The organism is Leptospira bouyouniensis, from assembly GCF_004769525.1.
GTDB lineage: Bacteria > Spirochaetota > Leptospiria > Leptospirales > Leptospiraceae > Leptospira_A > Leptospira_A bouyouniensis.
This window is the reverse complement of sequence record NZ_RQFT01000012.1, coordinates 46,378-71,944: the sequence shown is the minus strand read 5'-3', so window position 1 is coordinate 71,944 and position 25,567 is coordinate 46,378. Positions and strand designations below refer to the sequence as shown.

Sequence of the window (25,567 nt, the reverse complement as noted above, 5' to 3'; positions counted from 1 at the left end):
GTAGGGATTTCTCTTTCTATTTACCACAAAGGATGGCCTTTACTTCTGTAATGGCGTCTTCTAATTTATCATTTACAACCACATAATCGAAGCTAGGTGCTTCATCCAATTCTTTGATCCCATTTTCAATTCGTTTTTCAATACTTGTTTGAGAATCTGTCCCTCGTCTGATCAACCTTTCAATCCAAATCTCACGACTCGGAGGTTCGATAAATATCGTGATGGATTCAGGCCTAAGTGATTTAATTGATTTGGCTCCTTGGACATCCAAATCCATAAGCGCCACACGGTGTTCTCTGATCGCATCAAGAATTGGTGCTTTGGGAGTTCCGTAATAATTTCCATGAACTTCCGCCCATTCATAAAACTCACCATCTGCTATTTTTTTTTGGAATTCTGGAATTGTTAAAAAGTAATAAGTTTTTCCTTCTTCATCCCCAGGCCTTGGAGCCCTTGTGGTACAAGAAATGGAAAAATAAAACTCAGGGTTTTCTTTGAGGAGTGCTTGGATGATGGTCGATTTCCCACCACCTGCAACAGAAGAGATGATATAAAGATTCGGAATGGCTTTCAATCTTCTGACTCCTCTTCCCCTTCTCCAATATGATTATCACCTGTTTCCAACCGTTTTGACAAACTTTCAGGGCGAATGGCGGATAGAAGAATATGGCCTGAATCAAGAACTAACACCGAACGAGTTTTCCGGCCACAAGTCGCATCAATGAGGCGATTCTCCGATTTTGCTTCAGTTCGGAGTCGTTTTGCTCCAGCTGAATCTGCTAGTAAAATGGTCAGAATCTTAGAAACAAAAACAACGTTAGAGAATCCTACATTGAGAACCGGAAACGAAGACATGGAAACATATTTTTAGATTCTTCTAGATCGATCAAGTCGAATCGTTTCGATCAAATGAATTTCATGGATCCCAATATTCATAGCTTCCGAGATTTCATCGTGTTTGTATCCTTTTTTGATGAGGTGTACGACTTTATCAATCTTTGTTGCTGATGGAGGTAACTCTTCTAATGCAGACTCTATCGAAAATTCTACTTTGTCAAGATTCATCCTTTGGTAAGAAGCAAACGCAGGATCATTCGCTTTGGAAACTTCGTTTAAGAATTCTCTTTTTTTTGTGCCTTCTATGATTTCATTGCGAATGGCTTCGGTTGGTTTTTCTTCGGTGAATGGATTTCCACCTACCGTATAATTCATCTTAGGTTGGAAGGTAGGGACTTCTAAATTTTCGATCGCCTCTTTGGTAGGAGAATTCATAGCTTCCATTCCAAACATTCCTTTCACAGCTTTCCCTAGTTTCCCAAATGCTTGGTTCACTGCCCCTTCCGTTGTTTCGGCTTCATCAATTGTCACGGGGATTTGGTTTGCTTGGTAAATTTTACCAATACCTGTTCTTTGTTCTTTGGTATCAAGGATAGGCTCTTCTGTTTCAACAGGTGTTGGAACTAATTCTGATTTCATAGAGAGACCTTGGTTTTGGTAGTGTTTGAATTCTTTTACCAAAGCCTCACCCTTTTCCATCATTGACCTTAATGCCACCATCTTTGATTCAATGATACTTACAGTGGCATCTAACTCCCGTATGGTTTCCGCTGTAGCCATATCGATGGCTCGGTTTAGTTTTTTATCGTAATATTCGCTGACTGCTTTTTGGACTTTTGCTGAGATGAAGACATACATCATCCCACAGAATAATAAATTGATTAATACGAGAGAAAAAAGCTCCATATGTTTCTCCTAAAGAACATTTCCAACAACATTCCGTAGAAAAAATTTAAGCTTTAGAATCAAAACGAGACCCACGTTCCAAATTGGGTCGATTGTAGATAATCCCCTCTTTGGAATAAGCAAAAACCGAATTTTCTTTGTCTTGTTTCGGTTTTGCAGCCGAACCTTGGTATCCTGATTTTGTCTCTGGAACCGTTTGGGCTCGGTTTTGTGTTTGGATCACAACCTTTTGCAATTCCACCACCTGGTTTTGGTGGGTGAAGGGATTTTCAGCCTGAGCCCTACGTGCAAAATCGTAGTGGTGGGCGATACTGGCGAAATTTTCGTTGAGTATCATCTGGCAACCCTCCTAGTTCTTAGACTTACCACGCCCTCTCTTTTTTCTCCAGTCATTTTTTGTTTCATCTGGGTCTTCGTAAGGCATACTTCGCACCTGGGACTCTTCTTCGTAAAAGGTCTTGGCTTTCGTTTCGTGGCGAAGTTTGAAATCAGCGTTACGGATCCGGATGGTCACACCTGGGAAAATGGTTTTCTCAACTGAAATTCTGCCACTGGCGGCCTGTTCGTCCATGTATTCAGTAAGCGTTTGGATGTCTTTGCTTGCTTCTGCAATCCGTTTTTCGAGTTTTTTGGTCCCAGCTTCCAATTTTTGCAAATGGGCATCTTGTTCAGCCGTGAAACTCGCAGGATCGGCATCTTTACGCGCTTTGAGAGTGCGCATGGTTTTTGTTAATTGGTCAAGTTTGTCTTGGTTTTCTTTTTTCTTCTCTTCAAACTCATTGATCTGTTTTAAGATCTTAGGATTGTTTCCCACAATGAGATCGGTTTGTGGGTTAGCCTGTGAACCAATGATTTTTGCGGATATGAGTTGGGCCGCTTGTATGGTTCCCCCGACAATTTGTCCCCGTTTTCCTTTACAGGAAATTTTTCCACCTGCCATCAAATGCGAATGTAAGATCCCTTCTTGGACAATGATGTCTTTTTCTGTGATACAAGTCGCGTTCTGGATGAACTTGGCGACAATATTCCCACCTGTGGACTCCACACGTGCTTCTTCGCGACCAGTGACCCCTTGGCGTACGATGATGTCACCGTCAGCTTCCACAATGGCTTTTTGGACGGTTCCATAAATTTCAATATTGCCTGCAGCCTTGACCGAATAATTGTCTTCCACGTTTCCTGTGATGATGATGGATCCAAGGAAAGTAACATTTCCTGTTCGAACTCCCACATCCCCATTGATACGATAGACAGTTTCGACAGAGAGGCGACCCGCAGCGTATAACACCTGTCCGTTGACTTCGGCAGTAAGACGCATTTTATCTTCGGAAAGAATGGTTCCTTTCCCTTGTTTGAGTTCTGTGTCGAGTCCGTCTTTGGCTGGCAAAACCATTCCAAATAAATTGCGACCAAACTTTCCTTTTTCAGCAGGGAGCTTTTCGGCTAACAATTGTCCAACGACGACGTTTTCGATCATATCCAAATCTTTGTAGTCCACACGACCTGATTGGTCTTCCTTGAAATTGATTTTCTTTTCTGTGCGAACGTAGTATTTGATCTCTGCATTTTTCCCATTCACAGGGAAATCACCTTCTGCCCCAATGAATGGTTTGTTATGGATTTCTTCATCAAGAGCTTTGCGGATTTCATCTTCTTTGAGTCCATGCGCTACACCCATCCCTTTTAAGGCAGCAACGATGTCGGATACTTCTAAATCTCGTCCACCAGGCCTTGCAGGGAATACGGTGACAAAGGCACGCATATTCTCTTGGGCAATCTCCACATTACAACTGGAGTCATTCCCAGCCTTTGGTTTTTGATTGGAGATAAGGACGGGTTCTCCCTTTTTCTCTTTTAAGATTTTGTTGATTAGATTTTGGTCAACACCTGCTACACCACGAAACGAAAGTTTTTTGGAAACATCCGCCATCGTCATCTCGAGGCCTTCCCCAGAAGGAGGGTATACTGTTAAAAACACACCTGTTCTATATATTTTAACAACCACTCGGCCGTCTTTGTTTTTAGGTGTGACGAGTTCTTTTAATTCTTTGGAAACTAATTTCCCACTACCACCTGTTAGATGCTCATCCAATAAACTGAGTTCATCCAGTAACATATCATCAGGGATAACAGATGCTCGGATATGGTATGGTTCAGAAAAAAATAAGGATTTTTTCCCACGTTTTAAAACAGTATAATCGATTTCGTGTACTTTCCGTCCGAGGTGACTCGAAGCAATGGCAAGACACTCTTCGATCGTATCGGCAATGACTTCCACTTGTTCTTTTTCCTTACGATCGAACTCTTTTAGTTCCTCTGTAAGAAATTCAGTGAGTGACATAGCCGATTACCTTTTTTGGATCGCTGATTTGACTTTGGAGAGTTTGCTTCGAAGCCTTGCGACAGCTTTCGTATGAAGCTGAGAGATCCTAGACTCAGTGACTTCTAATACTTCTCCAATCTCTTTTAAGGTTAAGTCTTCGTAGTAATATAATACGATGACTTTTTTTTCTTTTTCAGGGAGGGATTGGATGGCTTCGACAATTACATTTTTGATCTCTTCTTTTTCGATGATATTGTCTGGGTTCATATTCATCGGAGACTCTAAGGTTTCCATAAAGGAAACTTCATCATTCTCATCACCGAGAAACCAAATATCATTTAAAGAAACGAGTGAGGTTCCAGAAAGTTTTGCAAGTAAGGAATTGTATTCTTCCATCGAGACGCCAAGTTCTTTGGCGATCTCTTCATCATCCACTTTTTTGCCCTCTTTGTTTTCGAGCATGGCAATGATGTTTTCCAGTTGTTTTGCTTTTTGACGGATAGAACGAGGGATCCAGTCCACACTTCTAAGTTCATCAAAGATGGACCCGCGAATACGAGTCATTGCATAGGTTTTGAACTTAATTTCCCGGGAAGGGTCGAACTTCTCGATGGCATCTAACAGACCGAAGACGCCATAACTGACGAGGTCTTCAAATTCCACATTCTGTGGCATTCCGATCGCAATCCGCCCGGCCACGTGTTTGACGAGAGGTGAATATTTTTCAACAAGATAACTTCGGATTTCCGCGTCCTTTTTGACACGGTATTGTTTCCAAAGATCTGTCTCATCAAACTGATTGTATTTGTCTAGCAATCTTGACATTGGGAACCAGGGTATGGGATCTCTTTACTTTATAAATCGTAAAAAAATCAAAATTACAAGAGGATTTTTTCTTATGTCCTCTAAAAACAGTAATTTTTCAGCCCTCTTGTGGGTCATCCTTAGCCATCATGGTGCGAATTGCTTCCGCCATGAGTTTTGGCTCGTTTTTGATCGCAATTTTATCCACAATGATATGGTCTCCAAACTTTCCTGACTTCGCCATTGCCAGTTTTGCATCCATAGCTGCATCACCGATTGGTTGGGTGCCATAGTCATCGGAAGAGGTTCCCATGGCAGAAGAAGGTTCCATCCCTGCATTGTCATGATCAAAGTCATCGGCATGGCCTTCCCCACCGAAACCTCCAATCGAAAAGGTAGATAAAAACTCTAAAAATTCAGGGACCTTTTTTTGTAGGACACTAAAAATTCCAAACCCAAGTCCGCCAAAGGCAAATGTTGAAATGAGAGAGACAAAAAAGATATAACCAATGCGGTTTCCGACTAAAAATCCACAGACGGAACTAATGATGGCTCCAAGGATTGCAAATCCCAGTACAAATCCGATAAGCACTTAGTTGTCTTCCTCCATTCTGGATTCCATTTCCTTTTCTTTGAAGTCCACAAAACTAAAGAACTTCTTAAAAAATCCAGTGAGGCCTTCTTCATCATCATATCCACCTTCCGTTTGTAAGAGGGTATGTGTGATTCTTGTGAGGCAAGCTGCCGCTTTGGAACGTGGGGCACCAATGATAAATGGTTTTTGTTCTCGGATGGATTTTTCCACTTCTTCATCTTGGAAGATAAACCCTAAATTTTCCACTTGGACTTCTAAAAATTGACCCGAGATATCAATCACTCGGTCAGCAACTTTTTTCCCTTCGATCGCAGATCGCACGCGGTTCACAATGATTTTGAGATTTTTATCTTTCGATTGAGAGACAATGGATTTGATAAGACCATATGAATCCGTAATGGAAGTAGGTTCAGGGGTTGTGACTACGACGACTTCATCCGCTGGCATCACAAGACCAATCACATTGGCAGAAATCCCTGCACCCGTATCAATGATCATCACATCATAACGATCGAGTTCGGCAAATCCTTTGATGAGGTTGTTTCGTTGTGTTTCGTTGAGGTTGGCTAGTTGGGAATACCCGGAAGCCCCTGCAATGATGTCCACACCTTCAGGAGTGGAGATCACGATGTCTTTTAAAGACTTATGGCCTTTCACAACATGGTACAAATTGTATTTCGGAATGATACCAAGAAGGACATTTACATTGGCAAGACCCAAGTCACCATCAAAGATGAGAACTTTGAGGCCCGTTTTGGCAATGGAGATGGCTAAATTGACAGAAACTGTACTTTTACCCACACCGCCCTTTCCTGAGGCCACTGCAATGATTTTGGTTTTCTTTGCAGCATCTTGGGGTTGGACGAGTTTTAATCCAGTACCAGTTTCTGTTAACTTTCTAAGATTTGCTGCTTGGTCCATCGTTACCCCTAGGTATCAGGATAACGATGCGTTTTTACACAGTCTTCTCGAAGACTTCGCCCGCTATCCCTTTCAATTTTTCAGGAAAAATTACACATTCGGCAAGGATTTTTTTCGTGGCATTTAGGATATCAAATGGAACATCCTGCCCTACACTTAAGAATGCGAATTCCCTGTGAATAGTATCGGCTAATTCTACGACAGAACCTAAAAATTCTGCTTCATCGAGCTTGGTTAATAAAATTCTTTTATAACCGACCGACTCATACGCGTTTGTCACCGCGAGTGCATTGTCTTTTGAAACAGTGGAGGAAAGCACTAAGATGGTTTCAATATGATCTTTTTCCCCAAATACTTCGTAGAATTCCTGAAGTTTTTCTAGGTTCTCAGATTTACGGTGGGAGTATCCTGCTGTATCCACTAAGATTAGTTCGGATCCATCACGAAGAATAACCTCTTTCCATTTACGTAAGTCTTTGGCTGCATAAAACGGAAGTCCCATCGCATCTGCGTAAAATTTCAATTGGTCGATGGCAGCGATCCGGTAATTGTCAGTTGTATAAAGAGAAACTTTTTTCCCCATATGCAAACTGTACTTAGCAGCTAACTTTGCAATGGATGTCGTTTTCCCAGAACCAGTGGGTCCAACAAAAAACACTACTTTTCGTTTGCCACGTGGCGTACCACTAAAAAGGTCTGAATCTACTTGGATACGTTCTTCTAAATAGGTGACGGCTTTGTCTGTCACATTGGCGTAACGTGTTAAGTCTACTGCAGCCAACCTTTGGCTTAGTGTTAACGCCATCTCCTCTAAATAGGACTCGGAGAATCCTTCACGTAACAGCCGATCGATGAGCTTTTGGATATGAGGGTGTTTTTCTTTTTGTTTGGAAGGTAATTCGATGGATGGTTCCAAAAAGGAATCTTTTGCTTCCGCAAGGGACAAACCCACTGGTCTTTCTTCAAACGACTCGATTTCATAAACGGACTGGCTTTGTCTGCGTTTTCGCTCCGAGAAAGGACGAACCGATTCAATATTTTTTTTACGTGCCGTATAAGAACTGTGAGTTGGGTTCCCTGCGAGTGAAAGACTTTGGTTTGCTCCGATCCCTACAAGGCCTGATTCGGGGAGGGATTCAGTCCTTTGTTTTTGTTTGATGAGTTCTTTGAGGTCTTTTAGTTTTCGTTCGATTCTTTCTTTGGAATTTTGTTTTTCAGGCACACCCACATCAATTTCATACATACGTTGTGCCATAAGGCCTGTTCCAAAGAGTCCACCTTCTGTGATCACACGTTGGTCATACAAATGAGCCTCAGGACCATACTTCATTTTCATCTGCATGATGCAGTCTTGTAAGTCTTTGCCCCGGATTTTTACAAAATCCATAGAATCTCCCCCAAACCTGGGAAAAATATGAATTGTACCCTCTATTTGGAAAGTCTTTTTTATGAGACATAATAAAATTGACTGAGAAGGGAGAATCGAACATGAGTTTGGAGGACTATGGAAACGAATGTTTGGTTTCGTGGCTGACTGGCTCTCTGACTGGGAGATTCTGATCCAAATCACGTTCAAGTTTTCGACTTTGATTGATTGATCGAAAATACGATTTTCAATCATGGATCTAGATTCCGTTTCCCAACCATTTGCCTTTTGTGACATTGGTTTGAGTGCCTCTCCAATAAGTTTTATGGATCAAAACAGAAACCAAACTGAAATCGAATTAAAAGAAGGAGTTCCCATTTCCCTCATATTTGGGGATGTGTATTTTTCTAAAGAAGGAGGATGGGAAGAATCCAAATATGTGTTTCTCGAAGGAAATAGAATCCCTGACTTCCTAACATCAGGTTCGAAGAACCATTATAAGATTGGGGAATTAGGCTTCGGAACCGGACTCAATTTTTTTGTGACCTTAGCATTTTGGTACAATCTTCCCAACCCGCCTCCGATCCATTTTTATAGTCTAGAAGGGTTCCCTCTACCAATTGAAATTTTACAGTCGCTGAATCTTTCCTTTCCGGGTAAACCATTATGGACTGAAAACTTACTCAAAGGGTATCAGAAAACATTTGATCAATGGATAAAAAATCCTTTGGACCGGATTTGGAAAACAGAGACCCTACACCCACTTTCACAGAGCAAATTCACCTTAGAAGTGTTATTCGGTGATGTGAGTGAATGTTTGGATTATTTCCCATCGATCGACTTTTGGTATTTGGATGGTTTTTCGCCTAAAAAAAATCCAATGATGTGGTCCGAAGAGACTCTTTCCAAAATCAAAACCCATTCCCAAGTGGGGACAAGACTTGCCACTTTCACAGCAGCGGGATTCATTCGTCGGACACTGGAAGGACTTGGGTTTATGATCCAAAAACAAAAAGGGTTTGGGAAAAAAAGAGAAATGATGACTGGAGTTTTCCTTTAATTGGAGACAAGAGTTTTCGAAAAGGAAACCGACGGGGGAACTGCTATCGTTGTCGGTGGTGGGATTGCTGGAGCTAGCGTTTGTTATGCTCTCTCCAAAAGAAAAATCAAAACAATTTTATTAGAATCGGAATCCTCGCCAGCCAAACAATCAAGTGGAAATCCAATTGGAGTTGTGTATCCATTTCTAACAAAACACAAAACAACTGAATCAGAATTTTCTTATCTTGCTTACCGTTATTTTTTAGAACTTTGGGAATCATTAGAACTTGGAAACAAAGTTCCCCATTCCGATGGAATTCATTTTCTTCTCGAAACAAATTCAGCTTATGACCGTTATTCGAATGCTATCCTATCTCACCAAATTCCAATTGATATAGCATTCCTCGAAAAAGAGAAATATTCTAACTTGTATTCTCTATTCTTTCCTACAGGAAAAGCCATCTCCCCTGTTGCACTCACGATGGAACTCCTTCAATTGGCAAAACCAGAAACAAAATACAACTCTCGGCTCCTCTCTTGGCATACTATTGATAAGGATAGAAATGATGAACAGGATGGAAAACTGATATGCCAAACGGATACGGAAACACTTTCAGCAAATTATTTATTTTTAACACAGGGGTTCCAATTTGCAAATGATCCTACACTCCAATGGATCCCGATGAAGCAAGTCCGTGGACAAATCGTAAAAATTCCTGGCTCAATTTGCAAAAACCAATCTTCGATTTTGTATGGAGACTATATCACGGCCGAAATCAATGGAGAACGTGTATTAGGTGCAAGTTTTGATGAATTCCATTTAGAAAAAGAACCGAGGATTAAGGAAACCATTATGATGTGGGAGGGACTACAATCACATCTAAAGAACGTTATCGTCGAGAACCAAACCTTGGATGTAAAAAACTTTGGGACCCGAGTGAGTTATCGAACACAATCCCAAGACCGCCATCCAGTGGTTGGAAAACTCCCCATTGTCTCTCAATTAGATACAACTGTGAAATACCAAAATCTTTTCCGCAAAAATGGAAAACCTTTCCAAATCCCCTACTACGAATCCGTCGGGATTTTGAATGGACTTGGGTCTCGTGGTCTCACACATGCGCTCCTTGCGGGTGAGATTTTAGTGAATCAAGTTCTAAACAAAACAATGAAGTTTTTGGATCAAAAAAATGAAATCCCAGAACACATCATCCAGTCTTTGAAGCCAGACCGTTTTTTACTTCGTATGTGGAAACGAGACCAGCTAACATAGATCCAAATTTTTGCTCTTCAGCCAAAACCACTTCAATTTTTAAAACAAAGAGTCGGATGTTTTGTTTTTTCAATGTTTCCAAAAATCCAGATTGTGTTCTAACTTTTACCCAATCCTTTTCTGTTGTTACAAAAATTGAATCCTTCAAACGATTCTGAATGAGAGAAAATAATACACTTTCTTCAAATTCGTAATGATCAGGAAAAAAACGATACTGTATTTTATTTTCTCCAAGTATTGACTCGGCCGTCTCTAATACATTGCGAGGGTTTCCAACGCCAGTGAATAAAAAATAACCTCCATTAGGTTTCTCTTTCGATAGATATACCTGCTTTTCGATCACATTTTTTTGTAACAAATCAAAATTCATTTCCACTAGATTTGATTGGAAAAAAGAAACAGATTCTGGAACATTGATTTGTTTTTTATTCAAAATATCTTTTGCTAATTTGATTACATTTCTATTTTTTTCAGTCAATTTTGTGAACACAATAGAATGTGCCCGTTTTAGATGAGTGATCGGTTCCCTTAAAAAACCTAATGGGATTGTCAAACCATTGGCAAAAGGTGCATTTGCATCTAATAAAACAATATCAAAATCTCTATAGATTTGTTTGTGTTGGAATCCATCATCTAAGATGACAATATGTTTAGGAGATTGGATTTGGTTATGTGTTTGAAAACTCTTCCATCTATTTTTCCCAATGATCACTTGTACACTGGGAAAAAGATCTTTGTGTTGGCTTGGTTCATCTCCATATAAATGAGGAGACTTTCCATCTGGCAAAATAGCACCTTCATCTGACTTTTTTGCTTTGTATCCACGAGAAAGGATTGTAATCGCATAGTCTTTGTTTGTTTTTTGAAAGTATCGTACAAGGTATTGCACAAAGGGAGTTTTCCCTGTTCCTCCGACTGTAATGTTTCCTACACTGATTACTAAAACATCAGGAATTACAATTGGTTTTATTGTCGATTGTTTGACCCAAAAAAGAAATTGGTATAACCAAGAAAGTGGGTAGAAAAGAAATAAAATTACTTTCATAAAGTTTCGCTTGCGGAAACTGTTTTGTTTAACTATGCCTTTTTTCTAATTCTTTGGCAATCGTTGTTAAACTAATCCCTTTCTCTACCATCAAAACTTCTAAATGAAAAATCAAATCTGCAATTTCATGAATCAGTTCTTTTTCATTTGGATTTTTGGCTGCAATGATGACTTCCCCGGCTTCTTCCCCAATTTTTTTGAGAATTCGATCCACACCATCTCGGAATAATTCCGCAGTGTAGGATTTTTCAGGTAACTCTTCTTTTCGTTTGCGGAGTAAATCTTCCAATTTTAATAAAAATTCCATCTCATTTGCCTTCTAACTACCATGGAAACTGCCCGTTCTATTTCGAAAAAGCGAAAATTCGTTGTTGATTCGTCATGAATGTGGGTAGAATGAGAATGGATGTTTCGTTTCAGTATCGTTTTCGTTTCCTTTCTTTTTGGTACAATACTCTCAGCAGAGTCCAACTGGGGTCATTCCATTCAAAAGGGATTTGAAACTGCCAAACAGGAAAAAAAATTCATCATCGTTGATGTTTTTGCAGATTGGTGTACGTATTGTATGGTATTGGAAAAAGAGATTTTTCCAGATCCTGAAGTCAGCCGCATATTGGACCAATTTATTCGTGTTAGATTAGATGGAGAAGAATTCCCCAATTTACGAAAAAAATACAATGTGGAAGGTTACCCAACGATTTTATTCTTAGATGGAGATGGAAACTTTGTAACTAAAATCACAGGACTTGCAACTAAAGAAGATATCATCACTCTTTCAAAACGAATTTTGATGGAACCCAATTTAGAATCTTTTTTGAAAACAGAAATTAGAAAAGACAAAGAGAACCCAAATCTAAATTTTCGTTTGGGTCTGCTATATTTTCAATCGAAAGAATATGAAAAGGCAGAAGAACAATTTCTGACCTCAATACAAAAGTCAAAACATCTCCCAATAGTAAAAGAAAATTCCCATTTCAACTTAAATCTAATTCGATCTGTGAATGGGCCAAAGGAATCAGCTGTTACCTCTTGGAAGGAATTCATTCAACTTTACCCAAAGTCGAAACGAATGATTACAGCAAAATTGTATTATGGCATTAGTTTAAAAGAAGTTGGCGATAAAAAACAAGCCAAATCGATTTTAATAGAGATCCAACCAAAACTAGAGTCTGAGTCGGATCAATTAATCTGTAAAGAAACCTTAGAACAAATCGAAAAAGGATTTTAATAGAGATAATCGGAGTTTCGGCAAACACTCGTTTGCCAAAAATTTTTACCGATTCCCAATCGAGTAATAGGTAAAACCTAACTCATGCATCAAACTAGGTTTGTATTGGTTCCTACCATCAAAAATTAAAGGTGACTTGAGCAACGATTTGATCTTTTGAAAATCAGGTTCTCGGAATTCACGCCACTCTGTTAATAGTAACATTGCATCAGCCCCTTCCAAAGATGAATATGCATCCTTTTTATACTCTACTTTGCCTTCAAAATAGTATTTCGAAGTTTCTGTAGCAGCAGGATCGAAAACCTGTATCTTAGCACCATTTTTATGAAGTTCATAAATAAGAGGAATCGATGGAGCTTCTCGCATATCATCTGTTCCTGGTTTAAATGAAAGGCCCCAAATTCCAAAAGTTTTGCCTTTCATATCAGTTGATTTGAAGTGATCAAATATTTTATCTGTGAGACGTGTTTTTTGTTTTTCATTCACATCCTCTACAGATTGTATGATGTGCATAGGAGCATTCACTTCTTCTGCAGTTCTTAGAAGTGCTCTCACATCTTTTGGAAAACAAGATCCACCATAACCAATTCCAGCATATAAAAATTGACGGCCAATTCGCGAATCAGTTCCCATACCCTTACGAACATCATCATAATTTGCACCTAACGCATCACATAAATTTGCAATTTCATTTACAAAGGATATTTTTGTCGCTAGGAATGCATTACATGCATACTTTGTGAGTTCGGCAGAGCGAATACTCATAGTGATGATTGGATTTCCATTGAGTACGAATGGAGAGTATAACTCGCTCATTTTTTTTGCAGCAATTTCAGATTCTGCTCCAATTACGACACGTTCAGGACGCATAAAATCATCGATCGCTGCACCTTCTTTTAAAAATTCTGGATTAGATACTACATCAAACGGATGTTTTGTGTTTTTTGAAACAATTTCTTTTACTTTGTCTGCCGTTCCTACTGGGACAGTAGATTTATCTACGATGATTTTGTAACCATTCATAGTTTTTCCTACTTCTTCGGCAACGGCAAAAACAAAACGTAGATCCGCAGAACCGTTGTCAGATGTTGGAGTTCCAACTGCGATGAAAACAAACTCAGATGATTCAACACCATCCTTTAAAGAAGTCGAAAACTTGAGTCGACCTTCTTTATGGTTACGTTCGACTAGTTCGGATAAACCTGGCTCATAAATGGGGATGATTCCTTTTTTTAAATCACTGATTTTTTTTTCATCTTTATCAATACAAATTACATCATTGCCATACTCAGCAAAACAAGTACCTGCAACAAGGCCCACATATCCGGTTCCGACCACACAAACTTTCATAGGATTTCCAGATTTTCAATTTTAACCGAAAAGGAAACTGTTTTTCTATTATGAATTCCAATCTTCCTTGATGTGGAATTGGGTCGGAATGTGGCAAACTCCTACAAATTTTGCAATTTTTCCGGCTTCCACTTCGAAATCGAAGAGTGACTCCCGCCAAAAATAACTCCCTTCGATATGAGATTCACCTTTATGGATTGCGACTCCAAGGCTATATTTCCCAGCACTAAACTGGATTGGAAATTCAAAACCAACTTCATATTCTTTGTCTTTTTGGAATACACGATTGGTATCACCTAAATGGTAGGTATTGGTTCCAAAAATGCGGATCCCTTTTTCATTATCGATATGAAACCCAACAGTGGCACCTTCAATCAGGTCTTCGGTTTTAAATTTAAGTTTCAATTTTACCTTGGAACCAATAAAAAATACATTTGAATGTAATCCGTTTTCATTTTCCAAAAAAAGACGTAAGTCTCGAATGGAATTCGATGAAAATGAATCTGTTTCTTGTACATTACCACCTAACACGAGCATATATTTTTCGATTGTATCCTTAGGATTCCCATCAAAGAGAAGTTTCCCTTTTTCTAATAAAATAACTCTATTACAAAAATAGGAGACAAGTCCCAAATCATGGCTTACCACTAAAATCGAAGAACCTTTTTCAGAAAATTCTTTGATTCGTTTTAAACATTTTTGTTGGAAACTTGCATCTCCAACTGCTAGTGCTTCATCGACTATGAGGATGTCTGGTCGTTTAGCAGTTGCTAAGCTAAACCCAAGTCGCATCGCCATACCAGAACTATAGTTTTTCAAAGGTACGAATCGAAATTCTTGTAACTCTGCAAATTCAAATATAGAATCTGCAAGAGATTTAATTTCTGAAGGTTTGTAGCCCCAAACCAGTCCATTAAAATAAACATTCTCTTCTCCTGAAAGTTCAGGATTAAATCCGACACTAAGTTCTAAGAGTGCCCGCACAGATCCATTCACCTGCAAGGTACCTTTATCTTTTTGGATCACACCGGTGATGAGTTTTAAGAGAGTAGATTTACCTGCCCCATTCCTTCCAATGATACCAAGGATTTCACCAGAATTAACTTTTAAATCTAAGGAATGGATTGCAGTAAATTGGGAGTCAATTCCGTAGTATCCAAAACTCAGTCCAGCTAGAATTCGTTTCCAAGGTTTGGAAAATCCATGATAATCCTTGGAAAGTTTTTCAATAAAAACCGTGATCATGGGAATTTAAAGATGATCCAAAATCACTGATTGGAATTTTCTTTTCGCAAGTAAGTACACAAGAAAAAAGAAAAAAAGAAAGGGTGCTAAATGGAACCAATCAAATTGTGCATGAAAACCACTGATCACAGCAGTGCGAAAGACATCCAATGGGATGGTAAACGGATTCCATTCATTCCATTGTTTGAGAACACCAGTCGGATAGTATAAAACAGGAATCCCCCAAAAAACTAGCTGGCTCACCAAACGAATCAAAGGTGAAATGTCTTTTAATAAAATATTGAGCCTTGAAAGATAGTGTAAAAGTAACATCAAATACAATCCAGATAATACCAAAACAAAATACCCAAAGAATATACCTGTTAGGTTGAGTTTCTCAGTATAACCTAAATACACAAAAACGGGAATGGATGTCACAAAACTATGGATTAAAAATTGAACATACGGTATCCATAAAAATAAATCGATACCTAAACTTGACCTTTTGAGAAGAGATCGGTTGTCAGTGAGAATCCCCGTCCCTCGCACCAAAAGTTCTTGGATAGGAATCCAAAACAAAAGTCCTGTGAGTAGATATGCTGTGAAATCTTCTTGTGTGGATGGGTTTTTAAGATTGAGGACTAAAAAAACAAGGGCGTACAAACTGATGAGAACTAAATTCTGCAAAAACATCCAAGAGATCCCCAAAAAGGACCCTGCATATTGCAGAGCATAGTCACGCCGAACTAAAGCCCAAAGTATGGATACTCTCTCCATACTTTGATTGTCGGCCCTTGGATCCTGATTCTAGACCAGAATCCAGAGAATGGATCTTACATCTTCCTTAGGTTCTTTTGGCCTAAGTCGGATAGATTTGGTGATACCCAATTTCCATTCTGCACGACCTCACCTTGGAATGCTTCCATTAGATACTCTTCGAAAGTTTTTCCAGATTGGTTTTGGGCAAATCCCTTTTTGGGACCTTGGCCTGCGAGGCCAGAATCCTTGTGGCGGTTATAAGCGGGTTGTTGGATGGATCGAACGATCATAGGTTTTTCCTCCCCGTCATCTTGTTAGACGACATAAAACTAAAAAATAACACCAATAATATACTAAACGCTTGTTTACACTACTTAACATATGAGAAGTTAAGTCAATATTTTTTTCACGTTTTTATCGGTTTGTATTAACAATTTAGCATTCCTCTGGGACAAAACCCGCCCCTGGATGGATTTTTTTTTCGCCGTTCCCTAGAATATGTCCCTTTTTCAGAAAAAAGCAAACGGAATGAGGGAAAAAAAGAACAAATTCGAACCTCAATCATGGTGGATTGGCAGAAAATTACACTTTTTTTGTGGTTTATCTTCGTACAGTCATTGTTTGCTGGCGAAAAAACTCCAAAAGATGTGCCTGTGTCGACTCTATTAAAAACGGGATTTCCACCAAAACTTGTCGCCACATGGAAGGAAAAAGCAAATGGCCCAAGAGAGGCTTTTTTCAAATGGAAACGTGGTCTCAAAGGAAAAGAGGCTGCCCTTGTCTCCCAAATATGGAAAACAGAAAGTCTGAGTTACCCGGTTGAGCCAAAAACAAAAGAGAAGGATTCGAGAAATGAAGTGAGAATGAATCAAGAAATGTTTCTAGGAGGAATTCCTGGACCATTTTCTCAATCTAAGGTATCCGATCCGTTTCTTGGAGATGGTTGGTTCCTTGGCCTGTCCCACCAAAATTTGGATGTCCAGTATTTACCGAGAGATGAAAAAAACCATTCCGCATTTGCAGTTGGAAGAATTCAAAAAGGCAACCGATTCATTTTAGAAAAACGCGATGAGGAGTTTTTATATGGAATTGATTTTGTCACACACTCCTTCCGATTCACTTCCGGGAATCGTTACAAACCCATCCCTCATTTTTACTTTGCAAAAGATCCCAATTTTTATTCTCAGATGGATCGAGTTAACTCACCTCTCCCTCAACCGATCCAATCTTCCCATTTTTTTGGGTACCAATTTACAAACATAAGTAAAAACCTAGAAATTGGGATATATACTGCACCAGGTTTTTCGCTTTATCCTGGAGTTTACATAACTTCACCTAACAAATCATATTCTGGTGTCTGGTCTCCGGGTGAAAACAAATCAAGTCTGTATGTTAACGATTCTTATGATTTAGGGAATCTAGGCAAACATCGTATCCAGTCAGAATCGATATTTAATCCCAAAGAAACGGTTGGATTTTTATATTCCAAATCGGAGTTTCAAGATTCTAAGTTTTTATTTGATTCTACTATTTATAGAGATTCACCTCTATTGTATGGAAATGTAAGTAGTGGAGAAATCCGCCCAGAAATCCCACAAACATTAGGTTATCTGAGAGGAAGTTATAAACATTTGATAGGTGGTGAAGGATTATCATCAATGGAAGGACATCGATTTGAAAAAGGATCTTCCTTTTTTTTCCCATTCGTTGTTTCCGAAATTGGAAATATACTCTATCGGTATCGATCTTATTTTGAATCAGGAAATTATGAATATAATGAAATTGGGAGAGCCGTATTTTATGAATGGAGAAAGGATAGGTCAGTTTGTTCGGTAGGATTTGAATCTAGGGAATTTGGAGGGCAATGGGAAGGGAAAATTGCAGTCCCTATTCGATCTGGACATCTACTCGAACTAAGTACAATCTTTAGAGAAGGGAATTTAAAAACTAGAGCTTGGTTTGAGAATTGGACATATGCTTCTGATTTTAATATCAATTTGACAGACCGAGAAGAAATCATCAAACTCAAATACGTGAGCCCGTTTTTATCACTTAATGTTAGTTATTCGGAAAAAGAAAACGTAACAGCCCCAATTTTATTTATCAATTTTCAATTTTTACATCTGATCGAAAATTAATATAATAAATCATTGGTTCTGATTTCTGAATATTCTTTTAATAAAAAAATAGGAATGGATTGTTTATCAATAATTTCCTTTTTTTCTCCAGGGAGTTTTTTTGGTGTGGGAAGCGAAGACCGTTTCCCTCTCTCATCTACTGGATAATAATAATAACCGATCCATTCCCCTTTCACAAGGTAGGGATTTCCAATAAACAAATCTTTTACAAAAAATTCAGCATCCAAATCAAATTTATTCCTACGATAGCGAAAGTGGATTTCATCGCCATTTAGGTCATAAAAAACAACAAAATCTCCTTGTTTTGATTTGAAATACAACTTCCATTCCAAAGGAAAATTTCCAGTTTTTTCAAATTCCAATTTTCCATCTAATATCCGTTTTTCGGACCGAGAGATAGGGCCTGTATATTTTGAATCTGTTTCTGAGTGTAAATGTGGAGTAAAAGAAATAAAATATAAAACCGTAAGGAAAAAAAAATGAATCCATCTCATCGTCAAAAAATGAGGAGAAACCAAAATCCATTCTCTAAATGGAAAGTATCGATTTTGAATCTTATTCGATTCTTTTAGTCGAATATTTGTAGTTTGAATCCAATTCCAAATGTTGGAAAGATTTGGATCAGAACTTTTCCCTCGAATTTTCATTTGAGTTCTTCTTCCGTTTTCTCATCCCCTGGTTTTTCTTCATCGGAAGGAGTGTCTTTACCGTTGATCATATCAATGGCTTTTTTTGCCGCTTTTTGTACTTTGGGACTTGGGTCACGGTCTCGTTTGTATTCTAATAATTCTAATGCTTTGGGATCTCTTAAATTTCCCATAAATTCGATAGCACGAAGTCTGACCATACTATCGTCATCACGTGCAAATTCATTCAGTTCTTGGAAAACCTCTTTATCTCCCATAGTTACGAGAGCACCAATCGCATAAATTTTTAGAGATTGGGCTTTTTTTGCATCTAACTTGCCTGAGGTTTTTTTAAGAGAATCCAAAAGTTCGTATAATTTAGGTTTTGCAGATTCTGACTTAAGTTTTCCCAAGGTATTCATTGAATAACAACGAAGAGTCGTTGGTTGTATGTCATCAAAGGCAACTTCAATTAATGCTGACTCTGCTTCTTGGTAAAGTACTCCTCCAAAATAAAGTGCAATTTGTCCACGTATGTCGGCATTATTAAACTTCTCTCTAAATTTAGTTTCTAAAAATGGAGCTGCAATTTTACCATCTGGTAATTCACCCAAGGCACTTATATACAAACTAAGCGAATTCGAATTTTTAGTAAAATCTTCCTTTTTTACTTTTTCAAGTAGAGGACTAGTTGCCTCTGCAAGTTTCATTTTTTTTGCAGAAGTCACAGCTTGCTTATTCACATCTTCATTGGGATCTTCAAAAAGAGAAATGATTGTAGTATGGTTTTCTTTGAGATTCAAATCGCCAACAGTTTTCAGAAGGACAATTTTCATTCCCATGTCCTTTTCCGTTTTTAATTGTTCACCCACAAGTTCGTATAAATCAGTCGCATTCTCTTTTGGGAATCTCAATAACTCACCTAATGCTTGTTTTCGTTCTTGGCTAGTGCCATAACGAATCATCTTAGAAAGAACATCTTTTTTTTTGGAAATTTGTTCAGGTGAAAGTTCTTTCTCTTTTCCAAATAAGGGAGAAAGAGAAAGGCAACTCAATAGGGATATACAAATGAATAATTTAATTTTGGTTTGATTCGAGTTCAAGGATCCTTCGGTTGAGGGCTTGGATAAGGTGTTGGTTCTCCAAATTTTGCCGAAATTTATCGAGTAAGTCTTTGATGTCTTTGGATAATTCTTCGATGTTCCAAGGTTTTTCGACATACCGACTGAGTCCCCCATTGTTGATGGCATAAATTGCCGAATCAAGTCCCGCTTGCCCCGTAAGAAGGATTTTGATCGCATCAGGAAGGCGTTGGTGCACCTGTTCCAAAAATCGATCTCCTTTCATCCCAGGCATCACCTGGTCGGAAACGATGAGCTCTACGATATCGTTGCTACCAATAATTTCATCAATGAGGGAAAGTGCCTCTTCGGCACTACTGGCTGTCTCGATGATATGGGATTCGCCAAACCGAGCCAGTAGTTGTTCCGCAAGCGTTTCCAACACTGATACTTCATCATCGACACATATAATATAACCTTTACTCATTTGAAACCCTTTCCTTGGAAGGATAATCCTTCAGTTCTCTCTTGTCGATTCAGTTTTGTGGCAATTTATAGATAGTTTGGGGAGGAATTGTGTCAAGGAGAGGGACCTTCCAGATGTCCTTGGCATACTCCCGGATCGTCCGGTCAGAGGAAAACTTACCCGATCTAGCCACATTGAGGATGGATTTTTTAGTCCACATGGTTTCATTCAAGAAATCATGTGCGACGAGGTTTTGGGTTTCATCATAAGACGTGAAATCAGCCATAAGGAGGTAATTGTCAGTGTAAAACAGACTATCATAAATCGGACCAAAAATCCCCGGTTCTCCCATCGAAAAAAAGTTCTCTCGGATCATGAGTAGAATACGGTGAAGGTCTTCATTTTGATGGATGAATTCAGATGGATTGTATCCAGCTTCTTTCATCCGAAATACTTCTTCTGTATGAAGTCCGAAGATATATATATTTTCTGCGCCTACCTCTTCCAAAATCTCAACATTGGCTCCATCCAAAGTCCCAATGGTCAATGCACCATTTAACATAAATTTCATGTTACTGGTCCCAGATGCTTCTGTTCCTGCTGTCGAAATTTGTTCTGACAAATTACTACCAGGGATGATTTTTTCAGCAAGGCTCACCCTATAGTTGGGGATAAAAACTACTTTTAATCGATCAGCAACATCTTTATCACGGTTCACAACCCAAGCTACATTATTGATGAGTTTGATGATCAGTTTTGCCATATAATACCCAGGCGCTGCTTTCCCACCGAACACGACAGTTCTAGGTGTGATTACTGTATTGGGATTTTCTTTGATCCTTCTGTACAATGCAATCACTCGTAAAATATTGAGAAGTTGGCGTTTGTATTCATGGAATCGTTTGACTTGGACATCGATGAGCGAATTGGGATCGATTGTGATTCCCGTTTCACTTTTGATGAGACGAGCAAGTTCATTTTTAGCTGTGAATTTGACCTCTCTCCAATCGTTTTGGAAATCGGCATCATCCACAAATGCCTCTAAATCCTTTAACTTGTATAAGTTAGTAGTAAACTCGTTCCCAATTTTTTTAGAGATTAAATTAGCAAGACTTGGGTTTGATTGTAACAACCATCGTCTAGGTGTGATTCCATTTGTTTTGTTGTTAAATTTTTCAGGGAAAACTTTTGTAAATGCTTGGAAAATTGTTTTTTGGATCAGGTCTGAATGTAAGGCAGCAACTCCATTCACACGATAGGAGCCAATCACGGCAAGGTTTGCCATTCGAACACGTTTTTCATTCCCTTCTTCAATGATGCTCACTTGTTGGATTTCGGATTCTGATAAAACACCTTTATTTCTTATATCACTTAAAAAACGATGATTGATTTCATAAATGATTTCCAAATGCCTTGGTAATAATTTTTCAAATAACTCTACACGCCAAGATTCTAAAGCTTCTGGTAACACTGTATGATTGGTATACGAAAAAACTTTAGTGACAATTTCCCAAGCCTCATTCCAATCCATCTCTTCATTGTCCAAAAAAATTCTCATTAATTCAGCGATACCAATGCTCGGGTGAGTATCATTCAATTGGATTGCAATGAAATCTGGAAGTTCTTTCAAATTGTATTTAAATTCTCTAAATTGGATGAGGATATCTTGCAAGGAAGCACAAACCATAAAGTATTGTTGTTTGAGACGTAACACTTTCCCTTGTTCAGTGGTATCATTCGGGTATAATACTTTTGATATATTTTCCGAAATTGATTTGTCCTGCACGGCTTTCATATAATCGCCATGATTAAAATAATCCAAATTGAATTCTTCTGAAGACTTTGCAGCCCAAAGCCTTAAATAATTCACCGTATTTGTGTTAAATCCTGGAATCGGATAATCATGAGCAGTCGCAAGGACTGTTTCATCTGGAACCCAATCATGTTGAATTTTCCCCTTACCCGAAACTCTTGTTTCTGTATGTCCAAAAAATCCTACAGAGAACGAAATATCAGACCTAACCACTTCATAAGGAACACCATCTGCATCCCAGTGGTCTGGCATTTCCAATTGGCTTCCATTTGCAATGATTTGGTTAAATATCCCATAATCGTAACGAATCCCATATCCAAAACCTGGAACATTCAATGTTGCCATTGAATCCAAAAAACAAGCGGCAAGACGACCAAGACCCCCGTTCCCGAGCCCTGCATCCGTTTCAAATTCTAAAACATCTGTTAGTTCAAACCCAATTCCTCGTAACATCTCCTGGATGGTATCGTATAACCCTAGATTGATGAGAGCATTCATCAGAGTTCGTCCCATCAAAAATTCCAAGGAAAAATAAAATACTTTTTTGGGGTTTTGTTCCCTGTAACGTTCGTGTGTCATATTCAATCGATCGATGAGAAAGTCACGAATCGTATGGCCTAATGCTTTGTAAATGTCTTCGTTTTTAAGATTATAACGATTTTTCCCAATGGTATACTCTAAGTGGTGAGCAAATTGTTTTTCCATTGAAGCCAAGTCGGCTTTTTGTTCTTCGGATAATAAATTGATCAAACGAGGGTTGTTGACTACCATGCTTCGAAATGGTAAACAACCTGAAACGAGGATTCAAGTAAAAAGAAAAAAATTAATCTTTTGCTGAAACTTTCCGTTCCAAAGTGAGGACTGCATCTTTGCCGATTTTATGTTTGGCAAACCATCCTTGGTTGACCTCTAACGCATACATTGCAGGTTTGCTTGCGTTGTACACCTCATCGGTTTGGTTTGGTTTCATATCGAATGATTCTAAAAGTCGCATATCTTCTGAAAAATAACCAATCGACAATGGGATGAGTGTATTTTTCATCCAAAAGTTCAAATAATCAGCTCTGGGAAAAACAAAAAGCATTCCTTCGTCTTCCCCAAGTTTTGTGCGGTACATTAACCCCGTCGCACGAGTGGAAGGGGTATTGGCGATTTCTAATTTGAGAACACGGTCTGCGACACTTCCAAAAATGATTTCTGGAGTATTGGTTTGTGACGGAAAGGATTCCGCTTGTTTACAAACGACAACAAAAAACAAAAGGAAAGATAAAGAGAGCCGTGTGAACATATTTTTTTCCCTTAAAAATTAGGTTTCCTTTTTTCAAGAAACGCTGATAAACCTTCTTTAGTTTCTTTGTCTGCAAATCTTCCACCGAACAGTTGTTTTTCCCATTCAAGTCCTCTATCCATATTGGTTTCTAAACCTTGGCGAATGGCAGTTTTTGCCGCCTTGATTGCGTTAGGTCCTCGAGACAAAATTGTCGTAAGAGTTTTTTCAGATTCATTTAGTAGTTCAGCTGGATCACAAACTTTGTTCACAAGTCCAAGTCTAAATCCTTCATCCGATGAAATCATATCCCCAGACAAAATGAGCTCGGTAGCTCGTCCCACACCTATGAGCCTTGGTAATCTTTGTGAACCACCAAATCCAGGGAGTAAACCCAAGGTGACTTCAGGAAGACCCAATTTAGCAGCCGTCGACGCATAACGAATGTCACATGCCATCGCAAGTTCCATTCCACCACCCAAACAAAATCCATTGATGGCAGCAATAGAGATGAGACCTGATAATTCCATTTTACGGAAAACTGATTGTCCAAGTTCCGAAAAAGCCTGACCTTCTCTGACATTAAATTCTTTCATCTTGGCAATGTCGGCACCTGCAACAAATGCTTTCCCTTCACCAGTCAATATAAATCCTCTTACTTGGGAATTGGCTTCTAGTGTATCGACCATCTCACCGATTTCTGTGATCACAACGTCGTTAAGTGCGTTAAGTGCTTCCGGTCTTTTGATGGTAACGAGGGCAAAATTGGATTTGATTTGAATCTCTAAAAAAGACAAATGAATTCTCCTTATTCTTCTACTTCCAATATGAGGAACATGGTGTCATCTGAAAAAGTATCAAGGCCGAACTTGGTTTTTAGTTCGTGAAGGAGATTATTCTCTAGCTCTTTTACGTTCTCGCTATGTCTGTGACGATTGAGTAAATCAAGTAATCCTTCTGTACCTAAACAATTCCCATTATGGTCCATAGATTCAATTAAGCCGTCAGTATAGATAAAAAATCTATCCCCTTGTGTGATCGGGACAGTTTTTTCAGAGATTGGAGGGATTTTGATATTAAATCCAAGAATTGCGCCTTGGGTTTCTAATTCTTGGAATTCTTCCCCTTTTTTTGCTAAAATCAGATAAGGATGCCCTGCATTTCCAATCGTTAGTTTTTTTTCTAGAAAATCAAAAAACAAATAAATCGCAGAAGCATGGTATTTATTTAAATCATGAGCCAACCGATCATCCAAATAATCCATTAGCCTTGCCGGTGCTGTTTTGAATCGATACGGAATGGTAGAAACAAGAACCTTCATAATTGATGCGACCATCGCTGATGAAATTCCATGTCCCGCCACGTCCGTCAAAAACACACCGACGTTCCCTTCCCTGAGTTGTACAAAGTCAAAGAAGTCACCACCAATCACATTGGGACTTTTGCGATAGAACGTAAACGTTAAGTTAGGGATTTTTATATTTCCTGGAAATAGTGCATCTTGTACTTTTTTTGCAAGTTCCAACTCTTGTAACATAAATCGTTTTTCTTCGGACAAACTGTACACATCTGCTGTATCTTTACGTTTGTTAAACACAAAAACTACACCAAGTAGCGCACTACCCGCATAAACAAAAATCAGAAAGTATTGGCTAAAGACAGAAGTTTGTTCTTGGATTCCAATAGGAAGTTGAAAAATATAAGAAAAATGAAAAATTGAAAAATAGATCGCACTAAATATACAACCAAATGGATTCAATCTTGTGCTATAAAGTAAAATAGGAATGATAAATGACATCAAATAGGAATTTAATAAATAAAAATTTCCAAGAGATGGATAAGATTGGATGGCTTTTACAAATACAAAATATACCAATCCATCTGCAATGATCCCGCTGAAATAAATTACTTTTTCTAAAGAAATTGATTTAGTGAAAAATTGTAATAACAAAACAAAACGGATGATGGTGACTCCTAATAAATAAGGGAGAATATCCCCGCGGAGATCTGCGAAAGGTGGAACAAAGAGTAAACTATAAACGATAAAGTGAGTTAAAAAAACTGAATATGTATATTCTTTATCAAAACGTGGCTCAGCAAGTTTTAAAATATCCCATTCTTGTTTAGTTGGTTTGTGAAAAATTTCTTTAAAATAGATATAAAACGAACGAGTCAATCGGGTTCTCCCCATACCAAAGTTTGGATCTCCGATCCATTCAAGGTGATGGTGAAACTTTTTCCTGTGTCCAAAAACTTGTCCATTTGAATCGCAAGTTCCATCGCTTTTTTCTCATCTTCCATACGAAAGAAAAAAGGATGGGACAAAGCCTTATAATTGTAGGGAAATCGTTCTGATACAATCAAAGTCACTCGGAAGTGGTCACTTCGTTTTTCAAAAACTATATGCGAAACTTCTTTTCGAGTTAAGATCCTAACATCGGGCCGAAGGTTCCATGGATTTATTTCTGCGAAAAGGATCCCAGGCAAAAAAAAGCATAGACCAACAAATCCTTTCATATAGAAA

At 38.6% G+C, this 25,567-nt stretch carries 27 protein-coding genes; 4 read left to right on the top strand and 23 right to left on the bottom strand.

Going from position 1 to position 25,567, the window contains the following annotated elements:
• Window positions 1-16: 16 nt before the first annotated feature.
• From EHQ43_RS14585 to flhF, 9 genes are all read right to left on the bottom strand, one after another.
• Window positions 17-574 carry a guanylate kinase gene (locus EHQ43_RS14585; protein WP_135754674.1) on the bottom strand — a complete coding sequence of 186 codons (558 nt, stop codon included), beginning with the start codon at window positions 572-574 and terminating at the stop codon, window positions 17-19.
• On the bottom strand, window positions 571-855 hold the full coding sequence (locus tag EHQ43_RS14580; RefSeq protein WP_100716396.1) for a DUF370 domain-containing protein: 285 nt from the start codon (window positions 853-855) through the stop codon (window positions 571-573). The genes EHQ43_RS14585 and EHQ43_RS14580 overlap by 4 nt, the downstream gene beginning before the upstream one ends.
• Before the next feature lie 12 nt (window positions 856-867).
• The gene (locus tag EHQ43_RS14575) at window positions 868-1,743 is read right to left on the bottom strand and encodes a hypothetical protein (protein ID WP_135741325.1); all 876 of its coding nucleotides are present in this window, start codon (window positions 1,741-1,743) and stop codon (window positions 868-870) included.
• A gap of 46 nt (window positions 1,744-1,789) precedes the next feature.
• Complete coding sequence (locus EHQ43_RS14570; RefSeq protein ID WP_135641551.1) at window positions 1,790-2,080, bottom strand: hypothetical protein; 291 nt, start codon at window positions 2,078-2,080, stop codon at window positions 1,790-1,792.
• A 12-nt stretch (window positions 2,081-2,092) separates the two neighbouring features.
• A complete protein-coding gene (locus EHQ43_RS14565) occupies window positions 2,093-4,084 on the bottom strand; it encodes a FapA family protein (RefSeq protein ID WP_135754673.1) in 1,992 nt (663 codons plus the stop codon).
• A 6-nt stretch (window positions 4,085-4,090) separates the two neighbouring features.
• On the bottom strand, window positions 4,091-4,891 hold the full coding sequence (gene whiG / locus EHQ43_RS14560) for an RNA polymerase sigma factor WhiG (protein ID WP_012387953.1): 801 nt from the start codon (window positions 4,889-4,891) through the stop codon (window positions 4,091-4,093).
• Between the two features lie 97 nt (window positions 4,892-4,988).
• Window positions 4,989-5,462, bottom strand: coding sequence for a hypothetical protein (locus tag EHQ43_RS14555; protein ID WP_135741323.1), 474 nt, complete (start codon window positions 5,460-5,462; stop codon window positions 4,989-4,991).
• Window positions 5,463-6,386: a MinD/ParA family protein gene (locus EHQ43_RS14550; RefSeq protein WP_108959637.1), complete on the bottom strand. Its 924-nt coding sequence runs from the start codon at window positions 6,384-6,386 to the stop codon at window positions 5,463-5,465. It abuts the gene before it with no gap.
• Window positions 6,387-6,420: 34 nt separating this feature from the next.
• A complete protein-coding gene (gene flhF / locus EHQ43_RS14545) occupies window positions 6,421-7,773 on the bottom strand; it encodes a flagellar biosynthesis GTPase FlhF (RefSeq protein WP_135771571.1) in 1,353 nt (450 codons plus the stop codon).
• Between the two features lie 232 nt (window positions 7,774-8,005).
• On the opposite strand from flhF, the gene mnmC2 reads away from it, so the two are divergent.
• Window positions 8,006-8,812 (top strand): tRNA (5-methylaminomethyl-2-thiouridine)(34)-methyltransferase MnmC2, encoded by an 807-nt coding sequence (gene mnmC2, locus EHQ43_RS14540; RefSeq protein WP_135741321.1) that lies wholly within the window; start codon window positions 8,006-8,008, stop codon window positions 8,810-8,812.
• Window positions 8,813-10,066 carry an FAD-dependent 5-carboxymethylaminomethyl-2-thiouridine(34) oxidoreductase MnmC1 gene (mnmC1, locus tag EHQ43_RS14535; RefSeq protein ID WP_135771570.1) on the top strand — a complete coding sequence of 418 codons (1,254 nt, stop codon included), beginning with the start codon at window positions 8,813-8,815 and terminating at the stop codon, window positions 10,064-10,066.
• Here the strand turns inward: mnmC1 and lpxK are convergent.
• The gene (gene lpxK, locus EHQ43_RS14530) at window positions 10,002-11,111 is read right to left on the bottom strand and encodes a tetraacyldisaccharide 4'-kinase (RefSeq protein WP_135771569.1); all 1,110 of its coding nucleotides are present in this window, start codon (window positions 11,109-11,111) and stop codon (window positions 10,002-10,004) included. The genes mnmC1 and lpxK overlap by 65 nt on opposite strands.
• 28 nt (window positions 11,112-11,139) lie before the next feature.
• A complete protein-coding gene (gene hisE, locus EHQ43_RS14525) occupies window positions 11,140-11,418 on the bottom strand; it encodes a phosphoribosyl-ATP diphosphatase (RefSeq protein WP_012387946.1) in 279 nt (92 codons plus the stop codon).
• Window positions 11,419-11,517: 99 nt separating this feature from the next.
• Between hisE and EHQ43_RS14520 the strand changes: the two genes are divergently transcribed.
• On the top strand, window positions 11,518-12,339 hold the full coding sequence (locus EHQ43_RS14520) for a thioredoxin fold domain-containing protein (RefSeq protein WP_135741318.1): 822 nt from the start codon (window positions 11,518-11,520) through the stop codon (window positions 12,337-12,339).
• A 45-nt stretch (window positions 12,340-12,384) separates the two neighbouring features.
• Here the strand turns inward: EHQ43_RS14520 and EHQ43_RS14515 are convergent, their stop codons facing one another.
• The 4 genes from EHQ43_RS14515 to EHQ43_RS14500 are packed head-to-tail and all read right to left on the bottom strand — an operon-like array spanning window position 12,385 to window position 15,962.
• Window positions 12,385-13,689 carry a UDP-glucose dehydrogenase family protein gene (locus EHQ43_RS14515; RefSeq protein WP_135741317.1) on the bottom strand — a complete coding sequence of 435 codons (1,305 nt, stop codon included), beginning with the start codon at window positions 13,687-13,689 and terminating at the stop codon, window positions 12,385-12,387.
• Between the two features lie 48 nt (window positions 13,690-13,737).
• Complete coding sequence (locus EHQ43_RS14510; protein ID WP_135741316.1) at window positions 13,738-14,934, bottom strand: ABC transporter ATP-binding protein; 1,197 nt, start codon at window positions 14,932-14,934, stop codon at window positions 13,738-13,740.
• A 6-nt stretch (window positions 14,935-14,940) separates the two neighbouring features.
• On the bottom strand, window positions 14,941-15,690 hold the full coding sequence (locus EHQ43_RS14505; RefSeq protein ID WP_135754666.1) for an ABC transporter permease: 750 nt from the start codon (window positions 15,688-15,690) through the stop codon (window positions 14,941-14,943).
• A gap of 56 nt (window positions 15,691-15,746) precedes the next feature.
• Window positions 15,747-15,962 carry an LIC12298 family protein gene (locus tag EHQ43_RS14500; RefSeq protein WP_135741314.1) on the bottom strand — a complete coding sequence of 72 codons (216 nt, stop codon included), beginning with the start codon at window positions 15,960-15,962 and terminating at the stop codon, window positions 15,747-15,749.
• Between the two features lie 303 nt (window positions 15,963-16,265).
• Here EHQ43_RS14500 and EHQ43_RS14495 point away from each other — a divergent pair, with 303 nt between their 5' ends.
• Window positions 16,266-17,810, top strand: a complete 1,545-nt coding sequence (locus EHQ43_RS14495; protein ID WP_208731080.1) for a hypothetical protein — start codon at window positions 16,266-16,268, stop codon at window positions 17,808-17,810.
• On the opposite strand, the gene EHQ43_RS14490 is transcribed toward EHQ43_RS14495, so the two are convergent.
• Genes EHQ43_RS14490 through EHQ43_RS14455 form a run of 8 tightly spaced genes read right to left on the bottom strand, consistent with a single transcriptional unit; the run spans window position 17,807 to window position 25,560 of the window.
• Window positions 17,807-18,457, bottom strand: a complete 651-nt coding sequence (locus EHQ43_RS14490; protein ID WP_244242830.1) for an LIC_11959 family protein — start codon at window positions 18,455-18,457, stop codon at window positions 17,807-17,809. The two genes, EHQ43_RS14495 and EHQ43_RS14490, sit on opposite strands and share 4 nt — an antisense overlap.
• Window positions 18,454-19,539 (bottom strand): HEAT repeat domain-containing protein, encoded by a 1,086-nt coding sequence (locus tag EHQ43_RS14485; RefSeq protein WP_244242829.1) that lies wholly within the window; start codon window positions 19,537-19,539, stop codon window positions 18,454-18,456. Before EHQ43_RS14485 ends, EHQ43_RS14490 begins: the two co-directional genes overlap by 4 nt.
• Window positions 19,514-19,984 (bottom strand): response regulator, encoded by a 471-nt coding sequence (locus tag EHQ43_RS14480; RefSeq protein WP_135741313.1) that lies wholly within the window; start codon window positions 19,982-19,984, stop codon window positions 19,514-19,516. Before EHQ43_RS14480 ends, EHQ43_RS14485 begins: the two co-directional genes overlap by 26 nt.
• A 49-nt stretch (window positions 19,985-20,033) precedes the next feature.
• Window positions 20,034-22,547 carry a glycogen/starch/alpha-glucan phosphorylase gene (locus EHQ43_RS14475; RefSeq protein ID WP_135771568.1) on the bottom strand — a complete coding sequence of 838 codons (2,514 nt, stop codon included), beginning with the start codon at window positions 22,545-22,547 and terminating at the stop codon, window positions 20,034-20,036.
• 52 nt (window positions 22,548-22,599) lie between these two features.
• Entirely contained in the window at window positions 22,600-23,064 is a 465-nt protein-coding gene (locus EHQ43_RS14470; RefSeq protein ID WP_135741311.1) for a DUF192 domain-containing protein, read from the bottom strand.
• Window positions 23,065-23,075: 11 nt separating this feature from the next.
• Window positions 23,076-23,846: an enoyl-CoA hydratase-related protein gene (locus EHQ43_RS14465; protein WP_425269655.1), complete on the bottom strand. Its 771-nt coding sequence runs from the start codon at window positions 23,844-23,846 to the stop codon at window positions 23,076-23,078.
• Window positions 23,847-23,851: 5 nt separating this feature from the next.
• On the bottom strand, window positions 23,852-25,219 hold the full coding sequence (locus tag EHQ43_RS14460) for a PP2C family protein-serine/threonine phosphatase (RefSeq protein WP_135771567.1): 1,368 nt from the start codon (window positions 25,217-25,219) through the stop codon (window positions 23,852-23,854).
• On the bottom strand, window positions 25,216-25,560 hold the full coding sequence (locus EHQ43_RS14455) for a hypothetical protein (RefSeq protein ID WP_135754661.1): 345 nt from the start codon (window positions 25,558-25,560) through the stop codon (window positions 25,216-25,218). The genes EHQ43_RS14460 and EHQ43_RS14455 overlap by 4 nt, the downstream gene beginning before the upstream one ends.
• Between the last annotated feature and the right edge of the window lie 7 nt (window positions 25,561-25,567).

Excerpts from the sequence above, each read along its gene's own strand:
- whiG (WP_012387953.1), bottom strand. The coding sequence starts at position 4,891 with ATGTCAAGATTGCTAGACAAATACAATCAGTTTGATGAGACAGATCTT.
- EHQ43_RS14480 (WP_135741313.1), bottom strand. The coding sequence starts at position 19,984 with ATGAGTAAAGGTTATATTATATGTGTCGATGATGAAGTATCAGTGTTG.
- EHQ43_RS14505 (WP_135754666.1), bottom strand. The coding sequence starts at position 15,690 with ATGGAGAGAGTATCCATACTTTGGGCTTTAGTTCGGCGTGACTATGCT.
- EHQ43_RS14520 (WP_135741318.1), top strand. The coding sequence starts at position 11,518 with ATGTTTCGTTTCAGTATCGTTTTCGTTTCCTTTCTTTTTGGTACAATA.
- EHQ43_RS14510 (WP_135741316.1), bottom strand. The coding sequence starts at position 14,934 with ATGATCACGGTTTTTATTGAAAAACTTTCCAAGGATTATCATGGATTT.
- EHQ43_RS14550 (WP_108959637.1), bottom strand. The coding sequence starts at position 6,386 with ATGGACCAAGCAGCAAATCTTAGAAAGTTAACAGAAACTGGTACTGGA.
- EHQ43_RS14475 (WP_135771568.1), bottom strand. The coding sequence starts at position 22,547 with ATGGTAGTCAACAACCCTCGTTTGATCAATTTATTATCCGAAGAACAA.
- lpxK (WP_135771569.1), bottom strand. The coding sequence starts at position 11,111 with ATGAAAGTAATTTTATTTCTTTTCTACCCACTTTCTTGGTTATACCAA.
- mnmC2 (WP_135741321.1), top strand. The coding sequence starts at position 8,006 with ATGGATCTAGATTCCGTTTCCCAACCATTTGCCTTTTGTGACATTGGT.
- EHQ43_RS14500 (WP_135741314.1), bottom strand. The coding sequence starts at position 15,962 with ATGATCGTTCGATCCATCCAACAACCCGCTTATAACCGCCACAAGGAT.
- EHQ43_RS14575 (WP_135741325.1), bottom strand. The coding sequence starts at position 1,743 with ATGGAGCTTTTTTCTCTCGTATTAATCAATTTATTATTCTGTGGGATG.
- hisE (WP_012387946.1), bottom strand. The coding sequence starts at position 11,418 with ATGGAATTTTTATTAAAATTGGAAGATTTACTCCGCAAACGAAAAGAA.
- EHQ43_RS14515 (WP_135741317.1), bottom strand. The coding sequence starts at position 13,689 with ATGAAAGTTTGTGTGGTCGGAACCGGATATGTGGGCCTTGTTGCAGGT.
- EHQ43_RS14565 (WP_135754673.1), bottom strand. The coding sequence starts at position 4,084 with ATGTCACTCACTGAATTTCTTACAGAGGAACTAAAAGAGTTCGATCGT.
- EHQ43_RS14455 (WP_135754661.1), bottom strand. The coding sequence starts at position 25,560 with ATGAAAGGATTTGTTGGTCTATGCTTTTTTTTGCCTGGGATCCTTTTC.
- EHQ43_RS14490 (WP_244242830.1), bottom strand. The coding sequence starts at position 18,457 with ATGAAAATTCGAGGGAAAAGTTCTGATCCAAATCTTTCCAACATTTGG.
- EHQ43_RS14470 (WP_135741311.1), bottom strand. The coding sequence starts at position 23,064 with ATGTTCACACGGCTCTCTTTATCTTTCCTTTTGTTTTTTGTTGTCGTT.
- flhF (WP_135771571.1), bottom strand. The coding sequence starts at position 7,773 with ATGGATTTTGTAAAAATCCGGGGCAAAGACTTACAAGACTGCATCATG.
- EHQ43_RS14580 (WP_100716396.1), bottom strand. The coding sequence starts at position 855 with ATGTCTTCGTTTCCGGTTCTCAATGTAGGATTCTCTAACGTTGTTTTT.
- EHQ43_RS14570 (WP_135641551.1), bottom strand. The coding sequence starts at position 2,080 with ATGATACTCAACGAAAATTTCGCCAGTATCGCCCACCACTACGATTTT.